Annotated in this window: 20 protein-coding genes and 1 riboswitch; of the genes, 6 read left to right on the top strand and 14 right to left on the bottom strand. The window is 67.0% G+C overall.

Annotated elements, in window-relative coordinates; all coding sequences use genetic code 11:
• Window positions 1-86: 86 nt before the first annotated feature.
• Both ribB and IAE41_RS17860 read right to left on the bottom strand, forming a co-directional pair.
• Entirely contained in the window at window positions 87-1,187 is a 1,101-nt protein-coding gene (gene ribB, locus IAE41_RS17865; RefSeq protein ID WP_200734045.1) for a 3,4-dihydroxy-2-butanone-4-phosphate synthase, read from the bottom strand.
• Complete coding sequence (locus IAE41_RS17860; protein WP_200734044.1) at window positions 1,184-1,810, bottom strand: riboflavin synthase; 627 nt, start codon at window positions 1,808-1,810, stop codon at window positions 1,184-1,186. The genes ribB and IAE41_RS17860 overlap by 4 nt, the downstream gene beginning before the upstream one ends.
• Before the next feature lie 77 nt (window positions 1,811-1,887).
• Window positions 1,888-2,033, bottom strand: a riboswitch (FMN riboswitch).
• Window positions 2,034-2,335: 302 nt separating this feature from the next.
• Here IAE41_RS17860 and IAE41_RS17855 point away from each other — a divergent pair.
• The 3 genes from IAE41_RS17855 to IAE41_RS17845 all read left to right on the top strand — a co-directional run bounded on the left by IAE41_RS17855 (window position 2,336) and on the right by IAE41_RS17845 (window position 4,730).
• Entirely contained in the window at window positions 2,336-2,959 is a 624-nt protein-coding gene (locus IAE41_RS17855; RefSeq protein ID WP_200734043.1) for a hypothetical protein, read from the top strand.
• A 137-nt stretch (window positions 2,960-3,096) separates the two neighbouring features.
• Entirely contained in the window at window positions 3,097-3,750 is a 654-nt protein-coding gene (locus IAE41_RS17850; protein WP_200734042.1) for a hypothetical protein, read from the top strand.
• A 101-nt stretch (window positions 3,751-3,851) separates the two neighbouring features.
• Entirely contained in the window at window positions 3,852-4,730 is an 879-nt protein-coding gene (locus IAE41_RS17845) for a hypothetical protein (protein ID WP_200734041.1), read from the top strand.
• 150 nt (window positions 4,731-4,880) lie between these two features.
• Here IAE41_RS17845 and ribD read toward each other — a convergent pair whose 3' ends face one another.
• The 5 genes from ribD to IAE41_RS17820 all read right to left on the bottom strand — a co-directional run bounded on the left by ribD (window position 4,881) and on the right by IAE41_RS17820 (window position 9,111).
• Window positions 4,881-5,966: a bifunctional diaminohydroxyphosphoribosylaminopyrimidine deaminase/5-amino-6-(5-phosphoribosylamino)uracil reductase RibD gene (ribD, locus tag IAE41_RS17840; protein ID WP_200734040.1), complete on the bottom strand. Its 1,086-nt coding sequence runs from the start codon at window positions 5,964-5,966 to the stop codon at window positions 4,881-4,883.
• Window positions 5,967-6,077: 111 nt separating this feature from the next.
• Window positions 6,078-6,599: a transcriptional regulator NrdR gene (gene nrdR, locus IAE41_RS17835; protein WP_079220607.1), complete on the bottom strand. Its 522-nt coding sequence runs from the start codon at window positions 6,597-6,599 to the stop codon at window positions 6,078-6,080.
• Between the two features lie 94 nt (window positions 6,600-6,693).
• Window positions 6,694-7,128: a hypothetical protein gene (locus IAE41_RS17830; RefSeq protein WP_200734039.1), complete on the bottom strand. Its 435-nt coding sequence runs from the start codon at window positions 7,126-7,128 to the stop codon at window positions 6,694-6,696.
• Between the two features lie 71 nt (window positions 7,129-7,199).
• Window positions 7,200-8,453 carry a serine hydroxymethyltransferase gene (gene glyA / locus IAE41_RS17825; RefSeq protein ID WP_079220605.1) on the bottom strand — a complete coding sequence of 418 codons (1,254 nt, stop codon included), beginning with the start codon at window positions 8,451-8,453 and terminating at the stop codon, window positions 7,200-7,202.
• A 178-nt stretch (window positions 8,454-8,631) separates the two neighbouring features.
• Window positions 8,632-9,111, bottom strand: coding sequence for an RcnB family protein (locus tag IAE41_RS17820; RefSeq protein WP_079220604.1), 480 nt, complete (start codon window positions 9,109-9,111; stop codon window positions 8,632-8,634).
• Window positions 9,112-9,364: 253 nt separating this feature from the next.
• Between IAE41_RS17820 and ettA the strand changes: the two genes are divergently transcribed.
• Together ettA and IAE41_RS17810 are read left to right on the top strand one after the other, a co-directional pair.
• On the top strand, window positions 9,365-11,029 hold the full coding sequence (gene ettA, locus IAE41_RS17815; RefSeq protein WP_108767699.1) for an energy-dependent translational throttle protein EttA: 1,665 nt from the start codon (window positions 9,365-9,367) through the stop codon (window positions 11,027-11,029).
• Between the two features lie 165 nt (window positions 11,030-11,194).
• Entirely contained in the window at window positions 11,195-12,511 is a 1,317-nt protein-coding gene (locus IAE41_RS17810) for an NCS2 family permease (protein WP_164074859.1), read from the top strand.
• 61 nt (window positions 12,512-12,572) lie between these two features.
• Here the strand turns inward: IAE41_RS17810 and IAE41_RS17805 are convergent, their stop codons facing one another.
• The 4 genes from IAE41_RS17805 to IAE41_RS17790 form a co-directional block, all read right to left on the bottom strand.
• Window positions 12,573-13,607, bottom strand: coding sequence for a fimbrial protein (locus IAE41_RS17805; protein ID WP_200734038.1), 1,035 nt, complete (start codon window positions 13,605-13,607; stop codon window positions 12,573-12,575).
• Window positions 13,598-16,222 carry a fimbria/pilus outer membrane usher protein gene (locus IAE41_RS17800; RefSeq protein ID WP_079220600.1) on the bottom strand — a complete coding sequence of 875 codons (2,625 nt, stop codon included), beginning with the start codon at window positions 16,220-16,222 and terminating at the stop codon, window positions 13,598-13,600. Before IAE41_RS17800 ends, IAE41_RS17805 begins: the two co-directional genes overlap by 10 nt.
• A 33-nt stretch (window positions 16,223-16,255) precedes the next feature.
• A complete protein-coding gene (locus IAE41_RS17795) occupies window positions 16,256-16,981 on the bottom strand; it encodes a fimbria/pilus periplasmic chaperone (RefSeq protein ID WP_108745945.1) in 726 nt (241 codons plus the stop codon).
• Between the two features lie 74 nt (window positions 16,982-17,055).
• Window positions 17,056-17,604: a fimbrial protein gene (locus tag IAE41_RS17790; RefSeq protein ID WP_079220598.1), complete on the bottom strand. Its 549-nt coding sequence runs from the start codon at window positions 17,602-17,604 to the stop codon at window positions 17,056-17,058.
• Window positions 17,605-18,036: 432 nt separating this feature from the next.
• Between IAE41_RS17790 and IAE41_RS17785 the strand changes: the two genes are divergently transcribed.
• Window positions 18,037-18,402: a type 1 fimbrial protein gene (locus IAE41_RS17785; protein ID WP_200734037.1), complete on the top strand. Its 366-nt coding sequence runs from the start codon at window positions 18,037-18,039 to the stop codon at window positions 18,400-18,402.
• Window positions 18,403-18,435: 33 nt separating this feature from the next.
• On the opposite strand, the gene pncB is transcribed toward IAE41_RS17785, so the two are convergent.
• From pncB to IAE41_RS17770, 3 genes are all read right to left on the bottom strand, one after another.
• A complete protein-coding gene (pncB, locus tag IAE41_RS17780; protein ID WP_200734036.1) occupies window positions 18,436-19,626 on the bottom strand; it encodes a nicotinate phosphoribosyltransferase in 1,191 nt (396 codons plus the stop codon).
• Between the two features lie 142 nt (window positions 19,627-19,768).
• The gene (locus tag IAE41_RS17775; RefSeq protein WP_200734035.1) at window positions 19,769-20,608 is read right to left on the bottom strand and encodes a glycosyltransferase family 2 protein; all 840 of its coding nucleotides are present in this window, start codon (window positions 20,606-20,608) and stop codon (window positions 19,769-19,771) included.
• Window positions 20,605-21,459, bottom strand: a complete 855-nt coding sequence (locus IAE41_RS17770) for a glycosyltransferase (RefSeq protein WP_200734034.1) — start codon at window positions 21,457-21,459, stop codon at window positions 20,605-20,607. The genes IAE41_RS17775 and IAE41_RS17770 overlap by 4 nt, the downstream gene beginning before the upstream one ends.
• Between the last annotated feature and the right edge of the window lie 88 nt (window positions 21,460-21,547).

Below are 21,547 nucleotides of genomic sequence, written 5' to 3'. Positions count from 1 at the left end.
CTGCGGTTTTTTGACCAAAAAAACCCCGGCGGGGGGGGGGGGGGGGGGGGGGCGGGGGGGGGGGCCCCCCCCCCCGCCAAGCTGGCTTACAGGGTGACCGTCTCCACCACTTCCAGGCCGTAGCCGGCCAGGCCCACCTGACGGCGGGGGGTACCCAGCACGCGCAGCTTGCCCAGGCCCAGGTCGGACAGGATCTGCGAGCCGGCACCGTTGCGGCGCCACTGGCCCACGTCCTTGTCCTTGCCCGGCACCACCGGCGCCGGCTGCTGGCGCAGGCGGGCCAGCAGGGCTTCGCCGTCGCGCGGGGCCGACAGCACCACCATCACGCCCGCCCCTTCGGCGGCAATCGCGCGCAGGGCATCGGTGGCGGCCACGCCGAAATCATCGCGGCGCCAGTGCAGCAGGTCGGCCAACGGGTTTTCCACCTGCACGCGCACCAGGGTGGGGGTGTCGGCCGCCGGGGTGCCACGCACCAGGGCGAAATGCAGGTCGTGAGCGATGCGGTCGCGGTAGGTGACCAGCTTGAACGGGCCGAATTCGGTGTCGATGTCGCGCTCGTCCACGCGTTCGACGGTCTTTTCGGTGGCCAGGCGGTAGGCAATGAGGTCGGCGATGGAGCCCATCTTCAGGCCGTGCTCGCGGGCGAACACTTCCAGTTCCGGGCGGCGCGCCATGCTGCCGTCCGGGTTGAGGATCTCCACCAGCACGCCGGCCGGTTCCAGCCCGGCCAGCATGGCCAGGTCGACGCCGGCTTCGGTGTGGCCGGCACGGGTCAGCACGCCACCCGGCTGGGCGATCAGCGGGAAGATGTGGCCCGGCTGGTGCAGGTCGGCCGGCTTGGCGTTCGGCTTCACCGCGGTACGGATGGTGTGGGCGCGGTCATGGGCGGAAATGCCCGTGGTCACGCCTTCGGCCGCCTCGATGCTGACGGTGAAATTGGTCTGGAACTGCGCGGTATTGGCCTGCACCATCGGCGCCAGGCCGAGATCGGCGGCACGGGTGCGGGTCAGCGGCAGGCACACCAGGCCACGGCCATGGGTGACCATGAAGTTGATGTCCGACGGCTTGACCAGCTCGGCGGCCATGATCAGGTCGCCTTCGTTCTCGCGGTCTTCGTCATCGACGATGACGACCATGCGGCCCTGGCGGATGTCTTCGAGGATCTCGGGGATCGGGGCGAAGTTCATGCTGCATCTCCCTGTGGGTGCTGACCGTTGGTCGGCACACTGATCAATCGCTCCACGTAGCGCGCCACCAGGTCGATTTCCAGGTTCACCGCGCTGCCCACGCCGGTGGCGGAGAAGGCGGTGTTGGCCACGGTGTGCGGGATGAGGGCGACTTCAAAGCCCTCCTCGTCCACTTCGTTGACGGTGAGGCTGACGCCGTCCACGCAGATCGAGCCCTTCTTGGCGATGTAGCGGCGCAGGGCGGCCGGCGCGGCGAAACGCCAGCGCTGGGCACGTGCATCTTCGTGGATGGACAGGACCTGGCCGAGGCCATCGACGTGGCCGCTGACCAGGTGGCCGCCGAGGCGGTCGGTCGGGCGCATGGCGCGTTCGAGGTTGATGACCGCGCCCTCACCCAGCTGGCCCAGCGTGGTCAGGCCCAGGGTCTCGGTGGACGCGTCGGCTTGGAAGCTGCTGGCGTCGAATGCGATGACGGTGAGGCAGACGCCGTTGATGGCGATACTCTCGCCCATCTGCACGTGGTCGAACGGCAGGCTGCCGACATTGAAGGTGAAGCGGACATCGCCGCCGATGGATTCGCGAGCGGCCAGACGGCCGACGCCTTCGATGATTCCAGTAAACAAGAAACGTTCTCCGCGGAAAGTGAGCGAAAAACGCCGCAAGGCAAACAGGCGGGCGCAGGACCGCAAAGGCCCTGTGGCACCGTCTTCTTTCATCCGGACTATGACCGTCGGCTCCGGCATTGGACCGGATCTGCTGACCCCCGGCCGTAGGCCGGGGCGCTCGCGGGCTCGTGCTTGCGCACCTACCGCCGGTGGGGAATCGCACCCCGCCCTGAAGACGTTTGTGTACCGGCGAACCGGCCCGCCCAGTGTACCAGCCTGGGCTGAACGGGGTCGGATCCCTTTCCGCAGGAAAGGGCTCTGACCCCTTGTCTGGCCCGCTTGGGGTCAGAGCCCTTTGCGTTGCAAAGGGATCCGACCCCTGCCCTGAACGGATCCGTCCCCCAGATGAACCGACCGCCAGCTGTGACGTCCGTCGCTCGCAATTCGTAAAACTTTCATTAAACTCAAGCCTCGGACGACATGAGGTCGCCACGGACCGCCAACAGGGTGGCCCGCCAATGGACTGCAATTCACAGGAAACCAATGCGCAAGATCCTGATCGTGGCCGCACTGCTGGCCGCCGCCCCGTTCACGGCCTCGGCCGACGGCCTCAGCTACACCTATGTGGAAGGTGGCTGGACCCAGTTCCAGACCGACGATGACCTGCTGGATGACCCCAAGCTGGACGGTGGCTACGTGCGTGGCTCGTTCGCCCTGGCCGAGCAGGTACATGTGTTCGGCGCCTGGAACTACGCCAGCAAGTCGTACAACTATGACTACGGCCACGCCAAGCTGGAACTGAACCAGCCGGAGCTGGGCATCGGTTACCACATGCCCTTCAGCGACCGCGTGGACTACACCGCCGACATCGCATGGGTACGCCAGCAGGCTGAGATCAAGGCGGACTTCGACGGTTTCGGTCGTATCACCGACAAGGACCACACCAACCTCGTGCGCGCCACCATGGGCCTGCGTGGCAAGCCCTCGGCCATGACCGAAGCCTGGATCAAGGCCGGTTACATGGATGGCGGCAACAACTTTGAAGGCACCTGGGTCGGCACCCTCGGTGGCCAGATCAACTTCACCAAGACCTGGGGTCTGGTGGGCGAGATCTCCGGCTACCGCGACGTCACCCAGTTCTCGGCCGGCGTGCGCGCCAGCTTCTGATTGCTCGATCCTCGTCGTGTAATCGAACGGGCCCCGCAAGGGGCCCGTTTTTTTTGGTTCTGTCTTTTCAGACAAATTGCATGGCGTCCTGCGGGCTGCTGCCGCAGGCTGCTGCCCTTTCCCTCTCTGGATGGATGATGCTGGCTTACCGCCTCGCCCTGCTGCTGTGCCTGCCCTTTGCCGCGCAGGCAACCGCTTCGGAAAAGCTGAGCCCCGAGCAGGCCTTTGACCTGTACGCGCAGGCCCTGCTGGAAAGCAATACCCAGGCCGCTGAAGCGTTGACCCGCGCACTGCCCGCGGACGCCCAGTGGCAGACCGATACCATCCGGCAGCTGCCACGCCTCCTGCCGGAAATGCACGAACAGGTGTTCAACCAAGGGGAAGATGAAGTAGTCCCCGCCGCAGTGATCGAGGCAGTGATAGCCCAGATCACCCGAACGTACGCCAGCAGCCGCTGCCGGGCCGTGCCTGGGCAGGCCATTGCCGAAGCTGTACCGGGCGGGCAGGCGCAGGTCCCGTACACCTGTCAGGTACCGGTGTGGAACACAGAAAGCGGCCTGCTGGCCGACCCGGCCATCCAGCAGAAACTGCAGGACGACGAGGTGTTTGCTGCGTATCTGATCGCCTCGGAGCTGCGCATGGCAGAGCAGCAGACGATCACCGGCACCGCGCTGCTGGAAGGAAGTGCCGGGACGGGCTACTTCCCCGACGGCGACACGATCCGATTCCTTGCCCCGGTACTGCTCTCGATCTTTCCGGAAACGCTGGCCGATACATTGCTGGAAAAGTAGCCGCGTGGCGGCATGGCGTGCACGCCCCTGCCATCGCATCTGCGTGCAGATGCGCTAGTCTTTCGCGCCTCTGCACTACCCACTGGAAACGGAACACCGTCATGAAGACTCCCCTGCGCACCCTGCTCGCCAGCGCCCTGCTGTGCGCCCCTGTGTTGACCACCGCCGCGCCGGCGCTGACGCCCGAACAATCGCTGGACCAGTACGCACGCGTGCTGATTGAAGACGATGCCGCTGCCGCGCGCACGCTCAACGATGCCCTGCGCAGCGACCCCGACAGCGAGGACGCGTTGACGCTCCCACCGGGCGCGGTGGCCAAGGCCCTGGCCGAACCGTTGATGGCGGTGCAGGCCAGCATCGGCGTCACGCCCGATGCAGCGGCGACCGAAGAGATGTTCGCCAAGGTGCTGAAGGCATCGGCCTGCCGCGCCACCGGCAGCACCATCGAAGACAACGAGTACGTGGACGGGCAGAAGATCGCCACGGTCGATTTCAGCTGCAAGGTGGTGGACCTGGACAGCGTGCGCCCGCTGTTCATCGCCAGCATCACCAGTGACGACCCCGCCGCACGCCGCCGCTTCATCGATGCCTACACGCAGGCACTGAAGAGCGGCGCGCGGCGCACGGTGAAGGGCAGCCAAAAGATGTACTCCGGCGCAGAGCAGGCGTACTGGTTCACTGGCAGCTTCGATCAGCTGATCAGCCCGGTGCTGGAAGCGCTCGCGCCGTTCGAGCAGTGGAGCGAAGATGCCCAAGCCGCCAGCGCACCGAAGGTGACCGGCGTGCCCAGCTGCGACCTGCTGCTGCAGCAGCACCGCAGCTGCGTGGCGAAGATCGCCCCGGACCAGATCAGTGGCGTGGACGCGATGGCCGAAGAACTGAAGGCCAAGGCCCAGGTGCAATCGGCCGATGAAATGACGCAGGAGTGCAAGGCCCTGCGCCCGATCGCACAGATGATGTGGACCGACGAGTGCGCGTAATGCGGTAACGGCGCAGGCGCATCCATCCACGCCAGGCGTGGATGGATGTCACCGCATCACGCGCAATGTAGATCCACGCCATGCGTGGATGGCTTTCACCGCATCAAGCGCGCAGTAGATCCACGCCATGCGTGGATGCCTTTCACCGCATCACGCGCGCAGCAGCAACCGCAGGTCGTCGCCCACCTGGCGCTGGTCGACCACGCGCAGGCGTCGCTGCTGGTCCATCGCCTCGATGCCCAAGCCGGCCAGCAGCGGGCGGCCGGTATCACCCAGCAGCGTCGGTGCCTGGTACAGCAACAGCTCATCGACCCAGCCGCCGCGCAGCAGCGCACCGGCCAGGGTGGCACCGGCTTCGGTATGCACTTCGTTGATGCCACGCTCGGCCAGCAGCGCCAGCACCGCCCCCAGATCCAGGCGGCCATCCACGCTCGGCACGCTGGCGAATTCGGCGTCGGCCGCATCCGGCGCGCTCACCGCGGCATCGTGCACGTACAACGTCGGCGCTCCACCCTCGCGCACGCGGCTGCATTCCAGCGAGCGCAGGCGCGAATCGAGCACGACGCGCAGCGGTGGCATCACCTCGGTATCGGCCAGGCGCACGGTCAGCATCGGATCGTCGGCCAGCACCGTGTCGGCGCCGGTCAGGATCGCGCCGGCACGCGCGCGCCAGTGCTGCACATCTTCGCGTGCGGCGGCGCCGGTGATCCACTTCGAGCTGCCATCGGCCATCGCCGTGCGACCGTCCAGGCTGGCGGCCAGCTTCACCCGCAGCCACGGGCGGTTGCGCTCCACGCGGGACAGGAAGCCCTTGTTGAGTTCACGCGCCTGCGCGGCCATCAGGCCTTCGGCCACCTCGATGCCCGCTTCGCGCAGCAGGTTGAAGCCACCGCCATCGACCTTCGGGAACGGATCGCGCAGCGCCGCGACCACGCGCGATACACCCGCGTCGATCAATGCCAGCGCACACGGCGGCGTGCGCCCGTAGTGCGCGCACGGTTCAAGGGTGACGTAGGCGGTGGCACCTCGTGCTTCGCTGCCGGCTTCGCGCAGAGCGAAGACCTCGGCGTGCGGGCCGCCGGCACGCTGGTGCCAGCCCTGCCCAACCACGCGTTCGCCATGGGCGATCACGCAACCGACCATGGGATTGGGGCGGGTGGTGTAGGCCGCACGCTCGGCCAGACGCAATGCGTTGGCCATGTGCAGGTGGTCAAGGACGGTGAACGGAGTGCTCATGCGGCCATGGTAACGCTGCCATCAGTGCCAACCAACGGTTGGCACCCACCGGGGCAACGGCGCCAACCAAGCGGGGCAAAGTAGATCCACGCCATGCGTGGATGGAGGCCGTCAGCCCTTCTTTTTCTTGGTCAGGGCGATGACATCGCCCAGCAGCTGCAGCTGTTCGGTGCTGGCCGGCAGCTCACGTTCGAGCTTCTCGATTTCTTCGCGGAAATCGGCCACGTCCTCGAAGCTGCGGTAGACCGAGGCGAAGCGCACGTAGCCGACATGGTCGAGCTTGCGCAGTTCGTTCATCACGAACTCGCCGACCTTGATGGACGGCACTTCGCGTTCGCCGCTGATGCGCAGCTGGTGGACCACGGCGCGCACCGCCGCTTCGATCTTCTCTTCCGGCACGGCGCGCTTCTGCAGCGCGCGGTCGAAGCCGGCGCGCACCTTGCGCTGGTCGAAGGCCTCGCGGGTGCCATCACTCTTGACGATGGCCGGCAGCTTCAGCTCGACCGTTTCCAGGGTGCTGAAGCGTTCGTTGCAGGCCTCGCACTCACGCCGACGGCGGATCGTCGCGCCGTCTTCGGAGACGCGCGAGTCGATGACCCGTGTATCGGCATGCTGGCAGAAGGGGCAATACATGGAACGCCTGGCTCGGGAAAGAACGTCATGCCATCGTCATGGCAGCGTCGCAAAGGTACCTGAGAAGCGCTTTTGCAGCAAATCCGCGCGGCGCTCAGCCTTGTGCGGCAAGGCGTTGCCGGCGACGCAGCCAGGCCAGATGCGCCGCCGGCAGCAGCAGCGGCGGGCCGAACAGCAACAGGCCGAAGCCCTCCATGCGTTCGGTCAGGCCGACCACCAGACCCAGTACGGCGGCGGGCACCGCAGCCAGCGCGCCCAGCGCCAGCAACGCCCACCACACCCGGCCCACCGCCTGCAGGCCAGGCCGGCCCTGCAGCAGGAAACCGGCGCCGATGTGCAACCAGGCAACAATGCCCAGCGCCCCGGCGGTGCCCCAGCACACCAGCAGCAGCCGGCTCAGCAGGCGGGTTTCCTGCATCAGGCCGGAGTACACGCCCACCAGGGCCACGGTGCCGCCCAGCAGCACGCCGGGCAGGCCAAACAGCAGGGCCTGCACGAGGTGCAGGCGCTTGTGCAGACGCTCATCCATGCGCGGTGCTCTCCTTCGATGCTGGGGTCAGAGCCCTTCCCTGCGGGAAGGGATCCGACCCCGCTCCCCGGTCAGCCGTAGACCGGGTACTTGCGGCACTGCGCGCTGACGGCGTCGCGCACGCGGGCGATGACGGCGTCATCGGCCGGGGCGTCGAGCACGTCGGCGATCCAGTTGGCCAGGTCCACGCAGTCCTGTTCGACATAGCCACGGGTGGTGACCGCCGGGGTGCCCAGGCGCAGGCCCGAGGTCACGAACGGCGAACGCGGGTCGTTCGGCACCGAGTTCTTGTTGACGGTGATGTGGGCCTTGCCCAGCGCGGCTTCCGCATCCTTGCCGGACACGTCCTTGCCGATCATGTCCACCAGCATCAGGTGGTTCTGGGTGCCGCCGGAGACGATCTTGTAGCCGCGCGCGATGAGCGTGTTGGCCATCGCCTGGGCGTTCTTCACCACCTGCTGCTGGTAGGCGGTGAAGCCCGGTTCCAGCGCTTCCTTGAAGGCCACGGCCTTGGCGGCGATGACGTGCATCAGCGGGCCACCCTGGATGCCCGGGAACACCACCGACTGCAGCTTCTTGACCAGGTCTTCGTCGGCGCCCTTGGCGACGATGATGCCGCCGCGCGGACCGCGCAGGGTCTTGTGGGTGGTCGAGGTGACCACGTGGGCGTGTTCCAGCGGGCTCGGGTAGACGCCGGCGGCGACCAGGCCAGCCACGTGGGCCATGTCCACGAACAGGTAGGCACCGACCTTGTCGGCGATGGCGCGGAAGCGTGCCCAGTCGATCACCTGCGAGTAGGCCGAGAAACCAGCCACGACCATCTTCGGCTTGTGCTCCAGGGCCAGGCGCTCGACTTCGTCGTAATCGATCAGGCCCTGGTCGTTCACACCGTACTGCACGGCGTTGAACAGCTTGCCGGAAGCATTCACCTTGGCACCGTGGGTGAGGTGGCCGCCGTGGGCCAGGCTCATGCCGAGAATGGTGTCGCCCGGCTGCAGCAGGGCGAAGTACACGGCCTGGTTGGCCTGCGAACCGCTGTGCGGCTGCACGTTGGCGTAGTCCGCACCGAACAGCTGCTTGAGGCGGTCGATCGCCAGCTGCTCGGCGATGTCCACGTACTCGCAGCCACCGTAGTAGCGCTTGCCCGGGTAGCCTTCGGCGTACTTGTTGGTCAGCTGGCTGCCCTGGGCCTCCATCACGGCCGGGCTGGTGTAGTTCTCGCTGGCGATCAGCTCGACGTGGTCTTCCTGACGCTGGGTTTCGGCGGCGATGGCCTTGGCCAGTTCGGGATCGTAGGTTTCGATGCGGACGTCACGCGGGAACATCGGTTACTCCGGCAGGCAGGGAAAAAGGGGGATGGCACAGCCTCTGATTGTAGCCCCGTGGCGGCCCGCCGGGGCCGGAATGGACGCAGGGCCGGATCCCCTGGAGGAGATCCGGCCCCGTATGGATCTGGCCCGGCAGGTCAGTAGATCCACGCCATGCGTGGATGTGACCGCCGGCTCAGCGGCTGAGCACGTACTGGGCGATGACTCCGGTGGCGATGGCCACCAGAAGCATGTTGCCGCGGTCGTCGCGGATCCAGTGGTGACCATACGGCGGGCGACGCAGGTGGTAGCGCGGGTAGTCGTTCACCACGTAGATCGGGCCACGGTAGTAATCACGGTAGCGGTGGCCGACCTGCCAGCCGTAGCCCGGGCCCGGGCGATAGCCGGGGCGGTAGACCACGCGCGGCGGCGGCGGCGCCGGATGGTAGTAGCGACGGTCATGGTCGCGGCGCCAGTCACGGCGTGCATCGCGGCGGTCGCGTTCGTAGTCGCGGCGCGCCTCGCGCACATCGTGGCGGTACTCGCGGCGATCGTCGCGGCGGTCTTCCCGCCATTCGCGGCGGTCACGGTGGTCGTTGTCGGCGAATGCCGGGGTGACGGCGCCCAGGGCCAGTACAGAGGCCATGGCCCCGGCCACGATGAAGTTGATGCGCATGACAGACCTCTGCTGGGTGGGTGGTGATGTCCATATTGCGCAGGCGATCTGAACCGTTTCCGGCTGGAAACGCTTCCCGTTGACGTATTGCACTCTGTATTCAGCCTTCGGCCAGCCCCGCGGGGCGCCGACAGGCGCGGCCGGGAACCGGTTCCGGCTATAATTGGGGGTATTCCATTCAGTCTGTGCCCGCTGTCGTCCGGGATCTTCCCGCTGACGGACGGGTGCAGGGCCGCGCCCCTACGGAGACCTCATGTCCTCGCAATACATCTACACCATGAACCGCGTGTCCAAGGTGGTCCCGCCCAAGCGGCAGATCATCAAGGACATCTCGCTGTCCTTCTTCCCGGGCGCGAAGATCGGCCTGCTGGGCCTGAACGGCGCCGGCAAGTCCACCGTGCTGAAGATCATGGCCGGCGTGGACACCGATTTCGAGGGCGAAGCCCGCCCGCAGGCCGGCATCAAGGTCGGCTACCTGGCGCAGGAACCGGAGCTGGACCCGACCAAGACCGTGCGTGAAGCGGTCGAGGAAGGCGTGGGCGAAGTGCTGCAGGCCCAGGCCGCGCTGGAAGCGGTGTATGCCGCCTACGCCGAGGAAGGTGCCGACTTCGACGCCCTGGCCAAGGAACAGGAGCGCCTGGAGGCGATCCTCGCCGCTGGCGACGCGCACACCCTGGAAAACCAGCTGGACGTGGCCGCCGATGCGCTGCGCCTGCCGCCGTGGGATGCCGTGGTCGGCAAGCTGTCCGGTGGTGAAAAGCGCCGCGTGGCGCTGTGCCGCCTGCTGCTGCAGAAGCCGGACATGCTGCTGCTCGACGAACCGACCAACCACCTCGACGCCGAGTCGGTGGAATGGCTGGAACAGTTCCTGGCGCGCTACACCGGCACCGTGGTGGCGGTCACCCATGATCGCTACTTCCTGGACAACGCCGCCGAGTGGATCCTGGAACTGGACCGCGGCCGCGGCATTCCGTGGAAGGGCAACTACACCGACTGGCTGACCCAGAAGGATGAGCGCCTGAAGCAGGAAGACAACCAGGAAAAGGCCCGCCAGAAGGCGATCCAGAAGGAACTGGAGTGGTCGCGCCAGAACGCCAAGGGCGGCCGCACCAAGGGCAAGGCCCGTCTGGCCCGCCTGGAAGAGCTGCAGTCGGTCGATTACCAGAAGCGCAACGAGACCAATGAAATCTTCATCCCGCCGGGCGAGCGCCTGGGCAACGCGGTGATGGAGTTCAAGAACGTCTCCAAGAAGTTCGGCGACCGCCTGCTGTTCGACAACCTGAGCTTCCTGGTGCCGGCCGGCGCCATCGTCGGCATCATCGGCCCGAACGGTGCCGGTAAGTCGACCCTGTTCAAGATGATCACCGGCCAGGAAAAGCCGGACACCGGCGAGATCGTGGTCGGCCCGACCGTGAAGCTGTCCTACGTGGACCAGAGCCGCGACGCGCTGGAAGGCAACCACAACGTCTTCCAGGAAATCGCTGGCGGCCTGGACATCCTCAACATCAACGGCATCGAGATCCAGTCGCGCGCCTACATCGGCCGCTTCAACTTCAAGGGCCAGGACCAGCAGAAGATGGTCGGTTCGCTGTCCGGTGGTGAGCGTGGCCGCCTGCACATGGCCAAGACCCTGCTGCAGGGTGGCAACGTGCTGCTGCTCGACGAACCGTCCAACGACCTGGACATCGAAACCCTGCGTGCGCTGGAAGATGCGCTGCTGGAGTTCCCGGGCAACACCTTCGTCATTTCGCATGACCGCTGGTTCCTGGATCGCATCGCGACCCACATCCTGGCGTTCGAAGGCGACTCGCACGTGGAGTTCTTCCAGGGCAACTACCGCGAGTACGAAGAAGACAAGCGCCGCCGCATGGGCGACGACGCTGCGCCGAAGCGCCTGCGCTTCAAGGCGCTGAAATAAGAAAGAAAGAACGGCCGCGCTCTGCGCGGCCGTTCTGCATTCTGGTAGGTCACCACCGTTGGTGGTGACGCTTTGAGGCGTACCGACCAACGGTCGGTACCCACGTTCTGCATTTGGGTAGGTCACCACCGTTGGTGGTGACTCCTTATTGTTGTGAGAACCCCCATGTCCCTGTTCGAACGCCTGTTCCAGCTGCAGCAGCACGGCACCACCGTGCGTACCGAGCTGCTGGCCGGTGTCACCACCTTCCTGACGATGTCCTACATCGTCTTCGTCAACCCGGAAATCCTGGGCACCACGGGCATGGATGCCGGCGCGGTGTTCGTGGCCACCTGCCTGGCTGCGGCACTGGGCTCGGCGGTGATGGCACTGGCGGCCAACTTCCCGGTGGGCATGGCCCCGGGCATGGGCCTGAACGCCTTCTTCGCCTTCACCGTGGTGGGTGCTGCGGGCCTGCCGTGGCAGCAGGCACTGGGCGCGGTGTTCATTTCCGGGCTGGTGTTCCTGGTGCTGTCGCTGACCGGCGTGCGCGCGTGGCTGGTGGCCGGCATCCCTTCATCGCTGCGCTCGGCCATCGTGGCCGGCATCGGCCTGTTCCTGGCGATCATCGCGCTGCAGAAATCCGGGGTGATCGTCGGCAACGAAGACACCCTGGTGGCCCTGGGCCCGCTGAATACCGCACCGCCGCTGCTGGCCCTGGGCGGCTTCCTGCTGATTGCCGTGCTGGAAGCGCGGCGCGTGCGCGGTGCGATCCTGATCGGCATCCTCGCCGTCACCGGCGCCGGCTGGGCACTGGGCGATGTGCAGTATCACGGCCTGGTCTCGCTGCCGCCGAGCCTGGCACCGACCTTCCTGCAGCTGGACCTGCCCGGCCTGCTGCACCACGACGGCGGCGCGCCGCTGGCGGTGCTGCTGCAGGTGGTGCTGGTGTTCGTGCTGGTGGAAGTGTTCGATGCCACCGGCACGCTGTATGGCGTGGTGGGTCGCGCCGGCCTGCTGAAGCTGCCGGGCGCGCAGAAGCGCTTCGGCCGTGCGCTGCTGGCTGACAGCACGGCGATCGTGGCCGGTTCGCTGCTGGGCACCAGCAGCACCACCGCCTTCGCCGAAAGCGCCTCGGGCGTGCAGGTCGGTGGCCGCACCGGGCTGACCGCACTGGTGGTGTCGGCGCTGTTCCTGGCCGCACTGCTGTTCTCGCCGCTGGCGGCGATGGTGCCCGCCTATGCCACCTCGCCTGCCCTGCTGTTCGTGGCCGGCCTGATGCTGCGCGAACTGGTGGAAGTGGACTGGAGCGACCTGACCGAATCGGTGCCGGCCGCGCTGTGTGCGCTGGCGATGCCGTTCACCTATTCCATTGCCAATGGCCTGGCGTTCGGCTTCATCGCCTATGCCGCATTGAAGGCCGGTACCGGCCGCTGGCGTGAAGTGCACCCGGCGGTGTGGCTGGTGGCGACGCTGTTCGTGCTGCGTTACGCGTTGGAGTAACAGATCGCGGTTGCCGGCCAGCGGCCGGCACTACCGCAGACGGGCCATGCCCAGCGGCAGATCAATTGTAGGTAATCGTGAACGTGGCAGTGCCGTTGGCTTCACCCGGCCCCACCGTGCCGGCCTGGGTCTGGACGTAGCGCGCGCGCAGCGGCAGCGACATCGTCGAGCTGCCGGTCACCGTATCACCCAGCATCAGGCTGTCGCCGAAGCGGATCGTCTGCTCGTTGCTGCCATTGCGGCGCACGATCTGGATGCCGATGCGCGTGGCGCTGTTGCTGCTACTGGTAAGGGCCAGCGTCCCGGGCTGGTTGCCGCTGGCCGACGTGGCATCGAGCTGGATGCCGATGGTGCTCTGGTACTGCGCCACGTTGCTGCCCTGGCAGCGCAGGTTGATGTTGAAATCGCGATCCACGGCACGCGAGCCCACGCCGGTGAAGCTGTCGTTGGGCACGCTGCCGAAATCGACCACGATGTTGCGGCTGCCCGCATCCACTTCGCAGGTGGGGCTGACAACGGTGGTGCCCGCCCCCTTGAAGGACGACGTCAGCACAGGGCGGCCAGCGCCATCACCGTCGAAGTAGTAATTGGTGAAGCGCCCATTGGGCGCGATGATCCCCGACCCCGTCACCGCGGCAGTCTTGATCAGCTCGATCTTGAACTGGCCCGCGACCAGCGAGATGGTCGATCCGGCAGAGTAGGAGATCTGATGCGGGTAATAGGTCTGGATGGCGCCCGAGTCGCGGTACAGGCGGATGCCTACACCCTCCACGCCGGTCTGGTAGACATTGGAGTACCCGGGGGACAGCCGCTGCTGCGCGGCGTTGAAGTAGACGCCTACCGAGCGTCCACCCGCCCACCAGTCACAGCTGGCCACGCTGTTCCTTGCGATGATCGGCACGCTCAACTGCTTGATCACACCGCCCACGGGCGTGGTTGGCAGGATGACCACCTGCCCCATGTCCATTTCCACGTCCTGGGCAATGAAGCCTCGCGTATCGATTGAACACGCAGCCAGCGCCTGCCCCGACAGGCCCGTGCCCGCAGCCAGCAGCGCCATCACCAGAGTGCCACGGCGGAACGACATCAACGGCATAGGGCCTCCACGGTAGTCAGTCCGGCCGGGCCGGCGTCGGCGCTGGCGGGCGCCGTGTAATCGATCGTGCAGCGGGCATCCGCGTCGTCGCCCCACTCAACCTGCAGCTGGCCGCTGTCATCGGCGGTACGCACGTACACGCGGCCACCCTGCCCGACCATGCCCACCGGCTGGCCCTGTGCATCCTTCACCTGCGCGCCGAAGGGCAGCGTGCTGCCATCGGCGCCATGCGCCTGGATCAGCAGCGCGCGACCTTGCCGGGTTTCGAAGCGCAGCAGGCTGATCGCACCGGCGTACGGGGCGATCGACTGGCTGCTGCCTTCCAGCTCGACGTCCAGCGACATGCCCTGCGGGTCGAGGGTGATCGTGTTGAGGCGGTACGGCGAAACATAGGGCACCACGGCATAGCCACGACCATCGATGCGCAAGCCCGGCGCATTGGCCACGCGGGCGTCACGGGCGCCGGCGGCCTGCACCAGCACCAGCGTGTCACCGCGCTGCGGCGAAAGCGTTACGCCACCGCCATGCACCACCAGGCTGCCCGTCGCGCCGACCGCCAACTGGCGGAATGCGCTGGAGTACCCGTAGGACGCGCTCGTCGCTGCATAGCGGCTGCGGTACTCGGCGTTGGCGATACCGGTGGTGCCACCCTCGCGGCTGTCGGACAGCGCGACGCCGTAGCTGAGTTCGTTGTCACTGCCGGCAGAGCCGGTGATGCCGATGCGGCTGGAGTCATAGCCCGAACGATCACGCACGCCCACGTCGGCGCTGAACGACATCGGCTGGCGGCGGCCCTGCCCCAGCGGCACGCTCATCGACAGCAGGTACTGGGTGTCGGCAGTGCCGGCGAGTCCTTCTTCGGTACGGATGGCGGACACGCCGAAGTTCAACGAGCGCCAGGCGTTGTTGTAGCCCACCTGGTACTGCTTGCTGGTGCCCGGGCGGTCATAGAAGTCGCGCAGCGCACCGGTGACGTACAGCGAACCACCGCGCAGGCCAAGCGGCTGGTTGAGGGTCACCTGGAACTGGCTGCGCTGGCGGCCACGCACGCTGGGGTCGTTGCCGCGGCTGATGTCGTCGCGCACCATCAGTGCGTCCTGGAGGCTGTAGAACCCCCCGGTGGAATAGCGGTACGCGGCCAGGGTCAGGTTGGTGTTGGTCTCGCCGATCAGGTTGCTGTAGCTCAGGCGCACGCTGGCGCCGGAGCGCTCGCCCAGCGTATCCAGGCGTGTCCGCGCATGGGTGACATCGGCGGCGAACGCACCCACCGGGGTCGACACGCCCGCACCGTAGAGCAGCGAAACGTAGCCGGTGCTCAACGCACTGCCACCGTAGACCGTCACCCGGTTGTCGATGCCACGCTGCCAGGTGCCCTGCAGCAGCCACGGATCATCGCGCAGCAGGTCGTTGCGCACCTGGCCAGCGGTGACTGCATAGCGCGAGACACCCGCGCGCAGCATCTGCGGCACCGAGCCGAACGGCACGCTGAAGGTGCGGCGGCGGCCATCGGCTTCGATGACCGACACTTCCAGGTCACCGCCGTAGCCGGTGGGGTACAGATCGTCGATGACGAAGCTGCCGGGCGACACGGTGGTGGAATAGATCAGCTGCTGGCTCTGCCGCACTTCCACCCGCGCGTTGGTTTCAGCAATGCCGCGCACGACCGGCGCGTAGCCACGCAGCGAGTCGGGCAGCATGCGGTCATCGGTGGCCAGGCTGGCACCACGGTAGGCGATGGAGTCAAAGAGTTCGCCACTGGTGAACGCTTCGCCGACGGTCAGCATGCCGCGCACCTGCGCGATGCCACGCTGGGCATAGGTGGCGATGCTCTGCCAATGGCGCCCGTTGCCGTCGCTCCAGGTCAGGTTGGAATCATGCCGCAGCTGCCAGCCGCCCAGGTTGATGCCGGAGTTCAGGCCCAGATAGGCGGTGCGGTTGCGGCCACCGCCTTCGGTACGCGTCTGGCTGTCGACGGCATTGAAGGTGTAGCCGAGGAAGCCGGCGTTGATGCCGCGGTCCCACAGCGCAGGGTTGACGTAGCCGCGCGCGTGTCGGCGCAGGAACACCTGCGGGATGCTCAGGTCGTAGCGCAGGCTGCCACTGTCGAACGTGCCGAAGGCATTGGCCATGCGCTGCTGCACCGGCACGCAGGCATCGGCGGCCGTGGGCACGGCAGGGTCCTGCTGGGCCAGGACGGCCTCGCTGTCCACGCCGAATTCCTCCAGCATGGGCAGGCCCAGGCAGGCGTCGACCTTGCCCTGGGCATCGGCCTTGAACTCGACGTCACGACGCCCCTGCCAGGCACCGTTGACGTACACATCCACGCGGTAGCTGCCCGCGACCATCGGATTGCCGTTGGCGAAGGCGGCAAGATCGACCTGGCCGGCCTTGCCGGACAGGAAACTGGAATTGAACTGGGCCTGCTCCGGAGGCGCGGCGGTCGCTGCGGTGCTCTGCGCCATCAATGCCTGCTCGCCCAGGTTTGCAGGCGCGGCCACAGCCCATCCAGGGCTTGCGGCCCCAGCGGCCAGCAGGCATACGGCCTGCCGGATCGACAATGTCAATCTGTTTCCAATCACACTGACATTCCTTGACGACGGCCGTGGTGCAGCCATGACGGGGCGCGCTGCCTGCATGCAGCCGTTCGATCAGTTCCCGCGGGCGAGATCGACGGTGCGCTCTACGCGCCCGCCAAAATCATTGATGGTGACAAAGCGCACCTGCGTGGTCGCTGCAGGCACGGTGAATTCGATGCTCTGGCCGGGCGCGGCCATTTTTCCCTTGTCCTCGACCACCTCGTCGCGGGTGCCTGCCAACGCATGCACTTCGGCCAGGGTGACGTGGTACGCACTCGGGTTTTCCACGCGCAGGCGGTCGCCCGAGCGGCTCCAGCGCAGCAGCGCGGGCGCTTCGTTGGCGGTACCGGGAAGGCCCTGCGGGCGGTAGAAGAGCTTGAGCCGCGAGCGGAATGCCACCTGCAGCATGTTCTGGTCGGCATCGCCCGTGCGGGCCGGCGAAGGCGGCACGTCCAGCACGTTGAACCAGAACACCGTTTCGCGGTCGGTCGGCAGCTTGGCACCGGTGAACATCACGCGCAGCGCCTGGCTGCGGCCCGGCTCGACGCGGCTGATCGGCGGCGTCAGCACGAACGGCGCATCGCTGCTGTCGGCGGTCTGGTTGGCATCGCCACTGTCGATCCAGGCCTGGACCAGGGAAGGCGAATCGCCCACGTTGTCCACCTGCACGGTGACTTCGCGCGCCTGGCCGGGGTAGATCACCCGCGTACCATTGATGACCACGCCAGCCAGCGCCGTCTGGCACAGGGCGAGTGAGAACGCGGCCGTCAGCAGCGTCCGGGAAAGAAAGGCTTTCATCGGAGGAACTACCCGTGGGTGAAGGCAATGCCCCTGCCCGGTGCTGGCACCGGACAGGGACCAGGCGGCAACGATCAGTTGTAGATGATCGTGTACTTGACGCTGGTGCTGACTTCGCCAGCCGACGCTGCGCCGGTTGCGTAGTACTCAGCGTAGTAGTTCAGGTCGGCGGTGCCGGCGGTGCCGGTGTTCACCCACTGCGAGTTGGTCTGGGCCAGGCCGGAGCTGGCGGCCTTGATCGGCAGCACGTCGAAGTTGCTGCCCAGCAGCTGGACCTGCACGTTGCCTGCGCCATTGGCGGAGGTCGGGGTCTGGTTCAGCAGGCGGCCGGTCGCGAAATCAACGGTGGAACCCGGCTCGAAGTAGGTGGCGACGTTGCTGTTGGTGCCGCACTTGCTCAGGTTGATGGCGAACTGGGTGCGGCCGTTGGTGGCACCGACGGTGGCCAGCGAAGCCTTCGACACGGTCGGCAGGTTGACGGTGAAGTCCTTGCCGGCCGGGGTGGTGATCTGGCAGGTGACGTCGGTGACCTTGCCCTTGAAGGTGATCGTGCCATCGGCGGCGTTGGCGGCCAGCGGTGCGGCAGCAAGCAGGAGGACGGCGAACAGATTGATCTTGCGCATTTGCTTTCTAACCCTACTGAGGAATGTGGACGTAGAGGAGGAAGCAAGGAGCACTGCCGGGCATCAGACCCATCCTTGCGTCTCACCTGTGGCCGGACCCGCGATGACGCCATCCTTGGGGTCCGAGCCGACAGTATAGATCACAAATGTGATGCAGTTCACGCAATGAACGTGTCGCATCGCACATTGACGCCAAATATTTGGCGTGCTACCCGCCATGCCGCTGGCGCGTATCGAACGCACGTCACACTCCTGCGCAGCGGGGGTTTACGCGCGTGTCACAGGGCGAGGAGGAAGCTGTTTTCAAGGCAAAAACGCAATATTTGACGCGCATCACTGTTGCTCAGTGACGCGCCTTCCAGATCGAAACTCTGACCCTTAAAGACTGTTCCGGGCTGTCGTTAACAGACACATACCGAACCAGAGAACGTCATGAAGACCTCGATCCTGCTCTGCGTGGCCCTGATGGGCGTCAGTTCGCTGGCACATGCCGACAGCGGCACGATCCGCTTCAGCGGTCGCATCGTTGATCCGGGGTGCTCGGCGCGCGTGGACCAGCAGCAGCTGCGCCTGGAAGGCTGCCCGCTGTCGGCCAAGGGCGCGACGGTGGCATTGGTGGCGATGGATGAGGGCCAGGGCGCGGTGCTGCGCGACGGCAAGCGCCAGGGCCAGCAGCTGGCCGTGGCTGCCCGCAGCCTGCGCGCGGGCGATCTGGTGTTTTCGGAAAGCTACCGCCTGGAAGCCCCGAAGCAGCAGCCGCTGCAGGGGGCTTACCTGGTGCGCGTCGACTACCCCTGAGCGTCGCCGCCCAGCGCAACCGGCCCCGGGCAATCAGCCCTGGGGCACTTCCGGCGGCAGTTCGAACACCTGGCGCAGGTAGCTGAGGTAGCCGGGGTCATCGCACATGCTCTTGCCGGGCGAATCGCTCAACTTTGCCACCGGCTGGCCATTGCAGCGGACCATCTTGATGACGATGTTGAGCGGGGTCGGGCCCAGGTCGTTGGTCAGGTGCGTGCCCACGCCGAACGCCACCTGGCAGCGGCCGCGGAAGTAGTCGTACAGGCGCATCACCTTGGTGATGTCCAGGCCATCGCTGAAGACCAGGACCTTGCTGCGCGGATCGACGCGGCGCTGCTGGAAGTGGGCGAGCATGCGGTCGCCCCAGTCGAACGGGTCGCCCGAATCGTGGCGCACGCCGTCGAACAGCTTGCAGAAGTACATATCGAAATCGCGCAGGAACGCATCCAGGCCGACCACGTCGGACAGCGCGATGCCGAGGTCGCCGCGGTACTCGCGCGCCCACGATTCCAGCGCCGCCACCTGCGAATCCCGCAGGCGCGGGCCCAGGGCCTGGAAGGCCTGCAGGTATTCGTGGGCCATGGTGCCGTGCGGGGTCATGCCGTACAGGCGGGCGAAGTGCACGTTGCTGGTGCCGACCAGCTGCGGGCCGAGCGCATCGCGCAGCAGCGGCAGCAGGCGCGCATGCCAGTCGCGCGAGTAGCGGCGGCGACTGCCGTAATCGGCGATGCGGCACTGTTCGAAGCCGGGGGTATCGCGCAGCAGCGCCGCCTTGGCCTGCAGGCGGCGTTCGCCCTCGGCGAAATCCGCCGTGGTGGTGTTGCGGAACCAGACCTCATTGATGATCGCCAGCAGCGGCACTTCGAACAGGATCGTGTGCAGCCACGGACCGGTGATGTCCAGGTCGATCTCGCCGGGCACGGTCTTGGACGGCTGCAGCTGGATGTACTTGCGATCGAGGTGGAACAGGCCGAGGAAATCGGCGAAGTCGGGCTTCACGAAGCGCAGGCCACGCATGTAGTCCAGCTCTTCGCTGGTGAAGCGCAGGCTGCACAGGTGGTCGATTTCTTCGTTGATCTGGTCGATGTAGTTCGCCAGGTCGATACCGGGGGTGCGGCACTTGAACCGGTACTGGACCAGGGCGCCGGGGTGCTGGTGCAGCACCGCCTGCATCATGGTGAACTTGTACAGGTCGGTGTCGAGCAGGGACTGGATGATGGCCATGGGCCAATTATGCGCCCGTTCGGGTGAATCGCGGATTCGCGGCGCCGCTGTGTAGAGTCGAGCCGATGCTCGGCTGCTCCTGCGTCAGACGTCATGGACCCGGAACGGAAAGCGGCCGAGCGTGGGCTCGGCGCTACAGGGATCAGAGCGCCTTGCGCAGCAGCCGCGGCACCAGCATCAGCGCATGGGCCCAGATTGCCCCCCACACCATCACCCGCACCGGCGCCGAGCGCTGCTTCGCCTCGAACTTGCTGAAGTAGCGCCACAGCCCACGGTGCTTGTGCCATTCAACGAAGAACGGCCGCGACCGGCTGGACACCCCACGCACGTGGGTCACCCGCAGATCGTTGGCGATGGCGACCACGCCGCCGGCATCGCGTACGCGGCGGCACAGGTCGAGGTCCTCGGCGTGCAGGCGGTAGCCCGCGTCCCAGCCACCGATGCGGTCGAACAGCGCACGCGACATCAGCAGCAGCGCGCCGGACAATGCCGGCACCCGCTGCAGCGCCTGCGCCGGGTCACGTGGAATCGCCAGCCGCCCGCCGCGGCCAGGCGAACGCAGCATGGCCAGGAAGTCGGGATCGCGCCGGCGCACGGCGTCGTCGGCGAAGCCGTGCTCGTCCACCTGCTCCACGCCCAGCAGGCAATCACCCAGTGCCAGCGCGCGCTCGCGCAGCGCCGCCAGGGTGTCTTCCTCCACCAGCAGGTCGGGATTGATGAAGGCCAGCCACGGGCTGCTGGAATCGGCGACGCCCTGGTTGTTGGCGGCGGCAAAGCCGGGGTTGTCCGGGTTGCCGATGAAGCGTACCCGCGGATCGTGGCTGGCGTGGCGCTGCACGATTTCCAGCGTGTCATCCTGCGAACCGTTGTCCACCACCCGGATCTGTGCCACGTCCTGCGCCTGGCGCAGCCGCGACAGGCAGGCATCGATGGTGCTGCCGCTCTGGTAGGTGACGACGATGGCGGCAATGGCAGGGTTCAAGCAGGCGACTCCGGCGGCGTGGGCATGGCGAACAGGTCACCCTGGTCACGCGGCATTATCGCCTGCCGCAACCGTTGCTGCAGGTCATCGCGCAGCGCATGCAGCGGATCGTGCATGAGGAAGTCGGCCAGCCGCGGCATCCAGCCCGGCCATCGCGCGGCCAGGGCCTCCAGGTCGCCCTCGCGGCTCGCGGCCTCGCCGGCACGGCTGACAAAGGCGTTCTCGCACAGCACGTTGCGCCAGCCCAGCCCGGCCATGCGCAGGCTGAGGTCGACCAGCGCGGCGTTCCAGCCAAGGTAGCTGTCGGTGTCGAGGCCACCGGCACGGCGGCGCGCGTTGCCACGCACCAGCACCGCATGGGTCACCGCCGAGGGCAGTTCCGGGTGCAGGTTGGGCAGGGATGCACAGGTGTGGGCCAGCAGCGCGGGATCGGCCGGTTCCGGATTGATCTCGCCCAGCCGCGGCCACGCGGCGGTTTCACCCGCGTTGCACCAGGGCGTGGCGGTGGCGATGGCGGCATCGCGGGCGAAGGCGGCCTGCAGCTGCTGCAGCCAGCCCGGCGCGGGCACGCTGTCCGGGGCCAGCACGGCCACGTCCAGCCCCTCGCAGGCGCGCAGCATTTCATCGAGGTGGGCGACTTCGCCGAGCGGGCGCGCGCGGCGGGTGTACTCGGCCTGCAGTGGCGTCTGTGTCAGCCAATGCTCTACCACGGCCTGGGCGCGCGGCCCGGCCTGGGCGTCGTCGGCCAGCCACACGGCGGTACCCGCTGCGGTGCCGGTATCGAGCGCGGCCAGGCAGCGGTCGAGCGCGGCATCGTCCACGCCCAGCGGCAACAACACGATCGCCCCCATCCCGCCTCCGTGGTTGTCGGTGGCGGTAGCGTAGCACCGGCAGGGCTGCGCCCTGCACCTGCGGTAGTGCCGGCCGCTGGCCGGCAAC

Origin of the sequence: Stenotrophomonas sp. S39 (genome assembly GCF_016624665.1) — a bacterium.
Classification (GTDB): Bacteria; Pseudomonadota; Gammaproteobacteria; order Xanthomonadales; family Xanthomonadaceae; genus Stenotrophomonas.
This window is presented reverse-complemented; position numbering and strand designations above follow the sequence as displayed.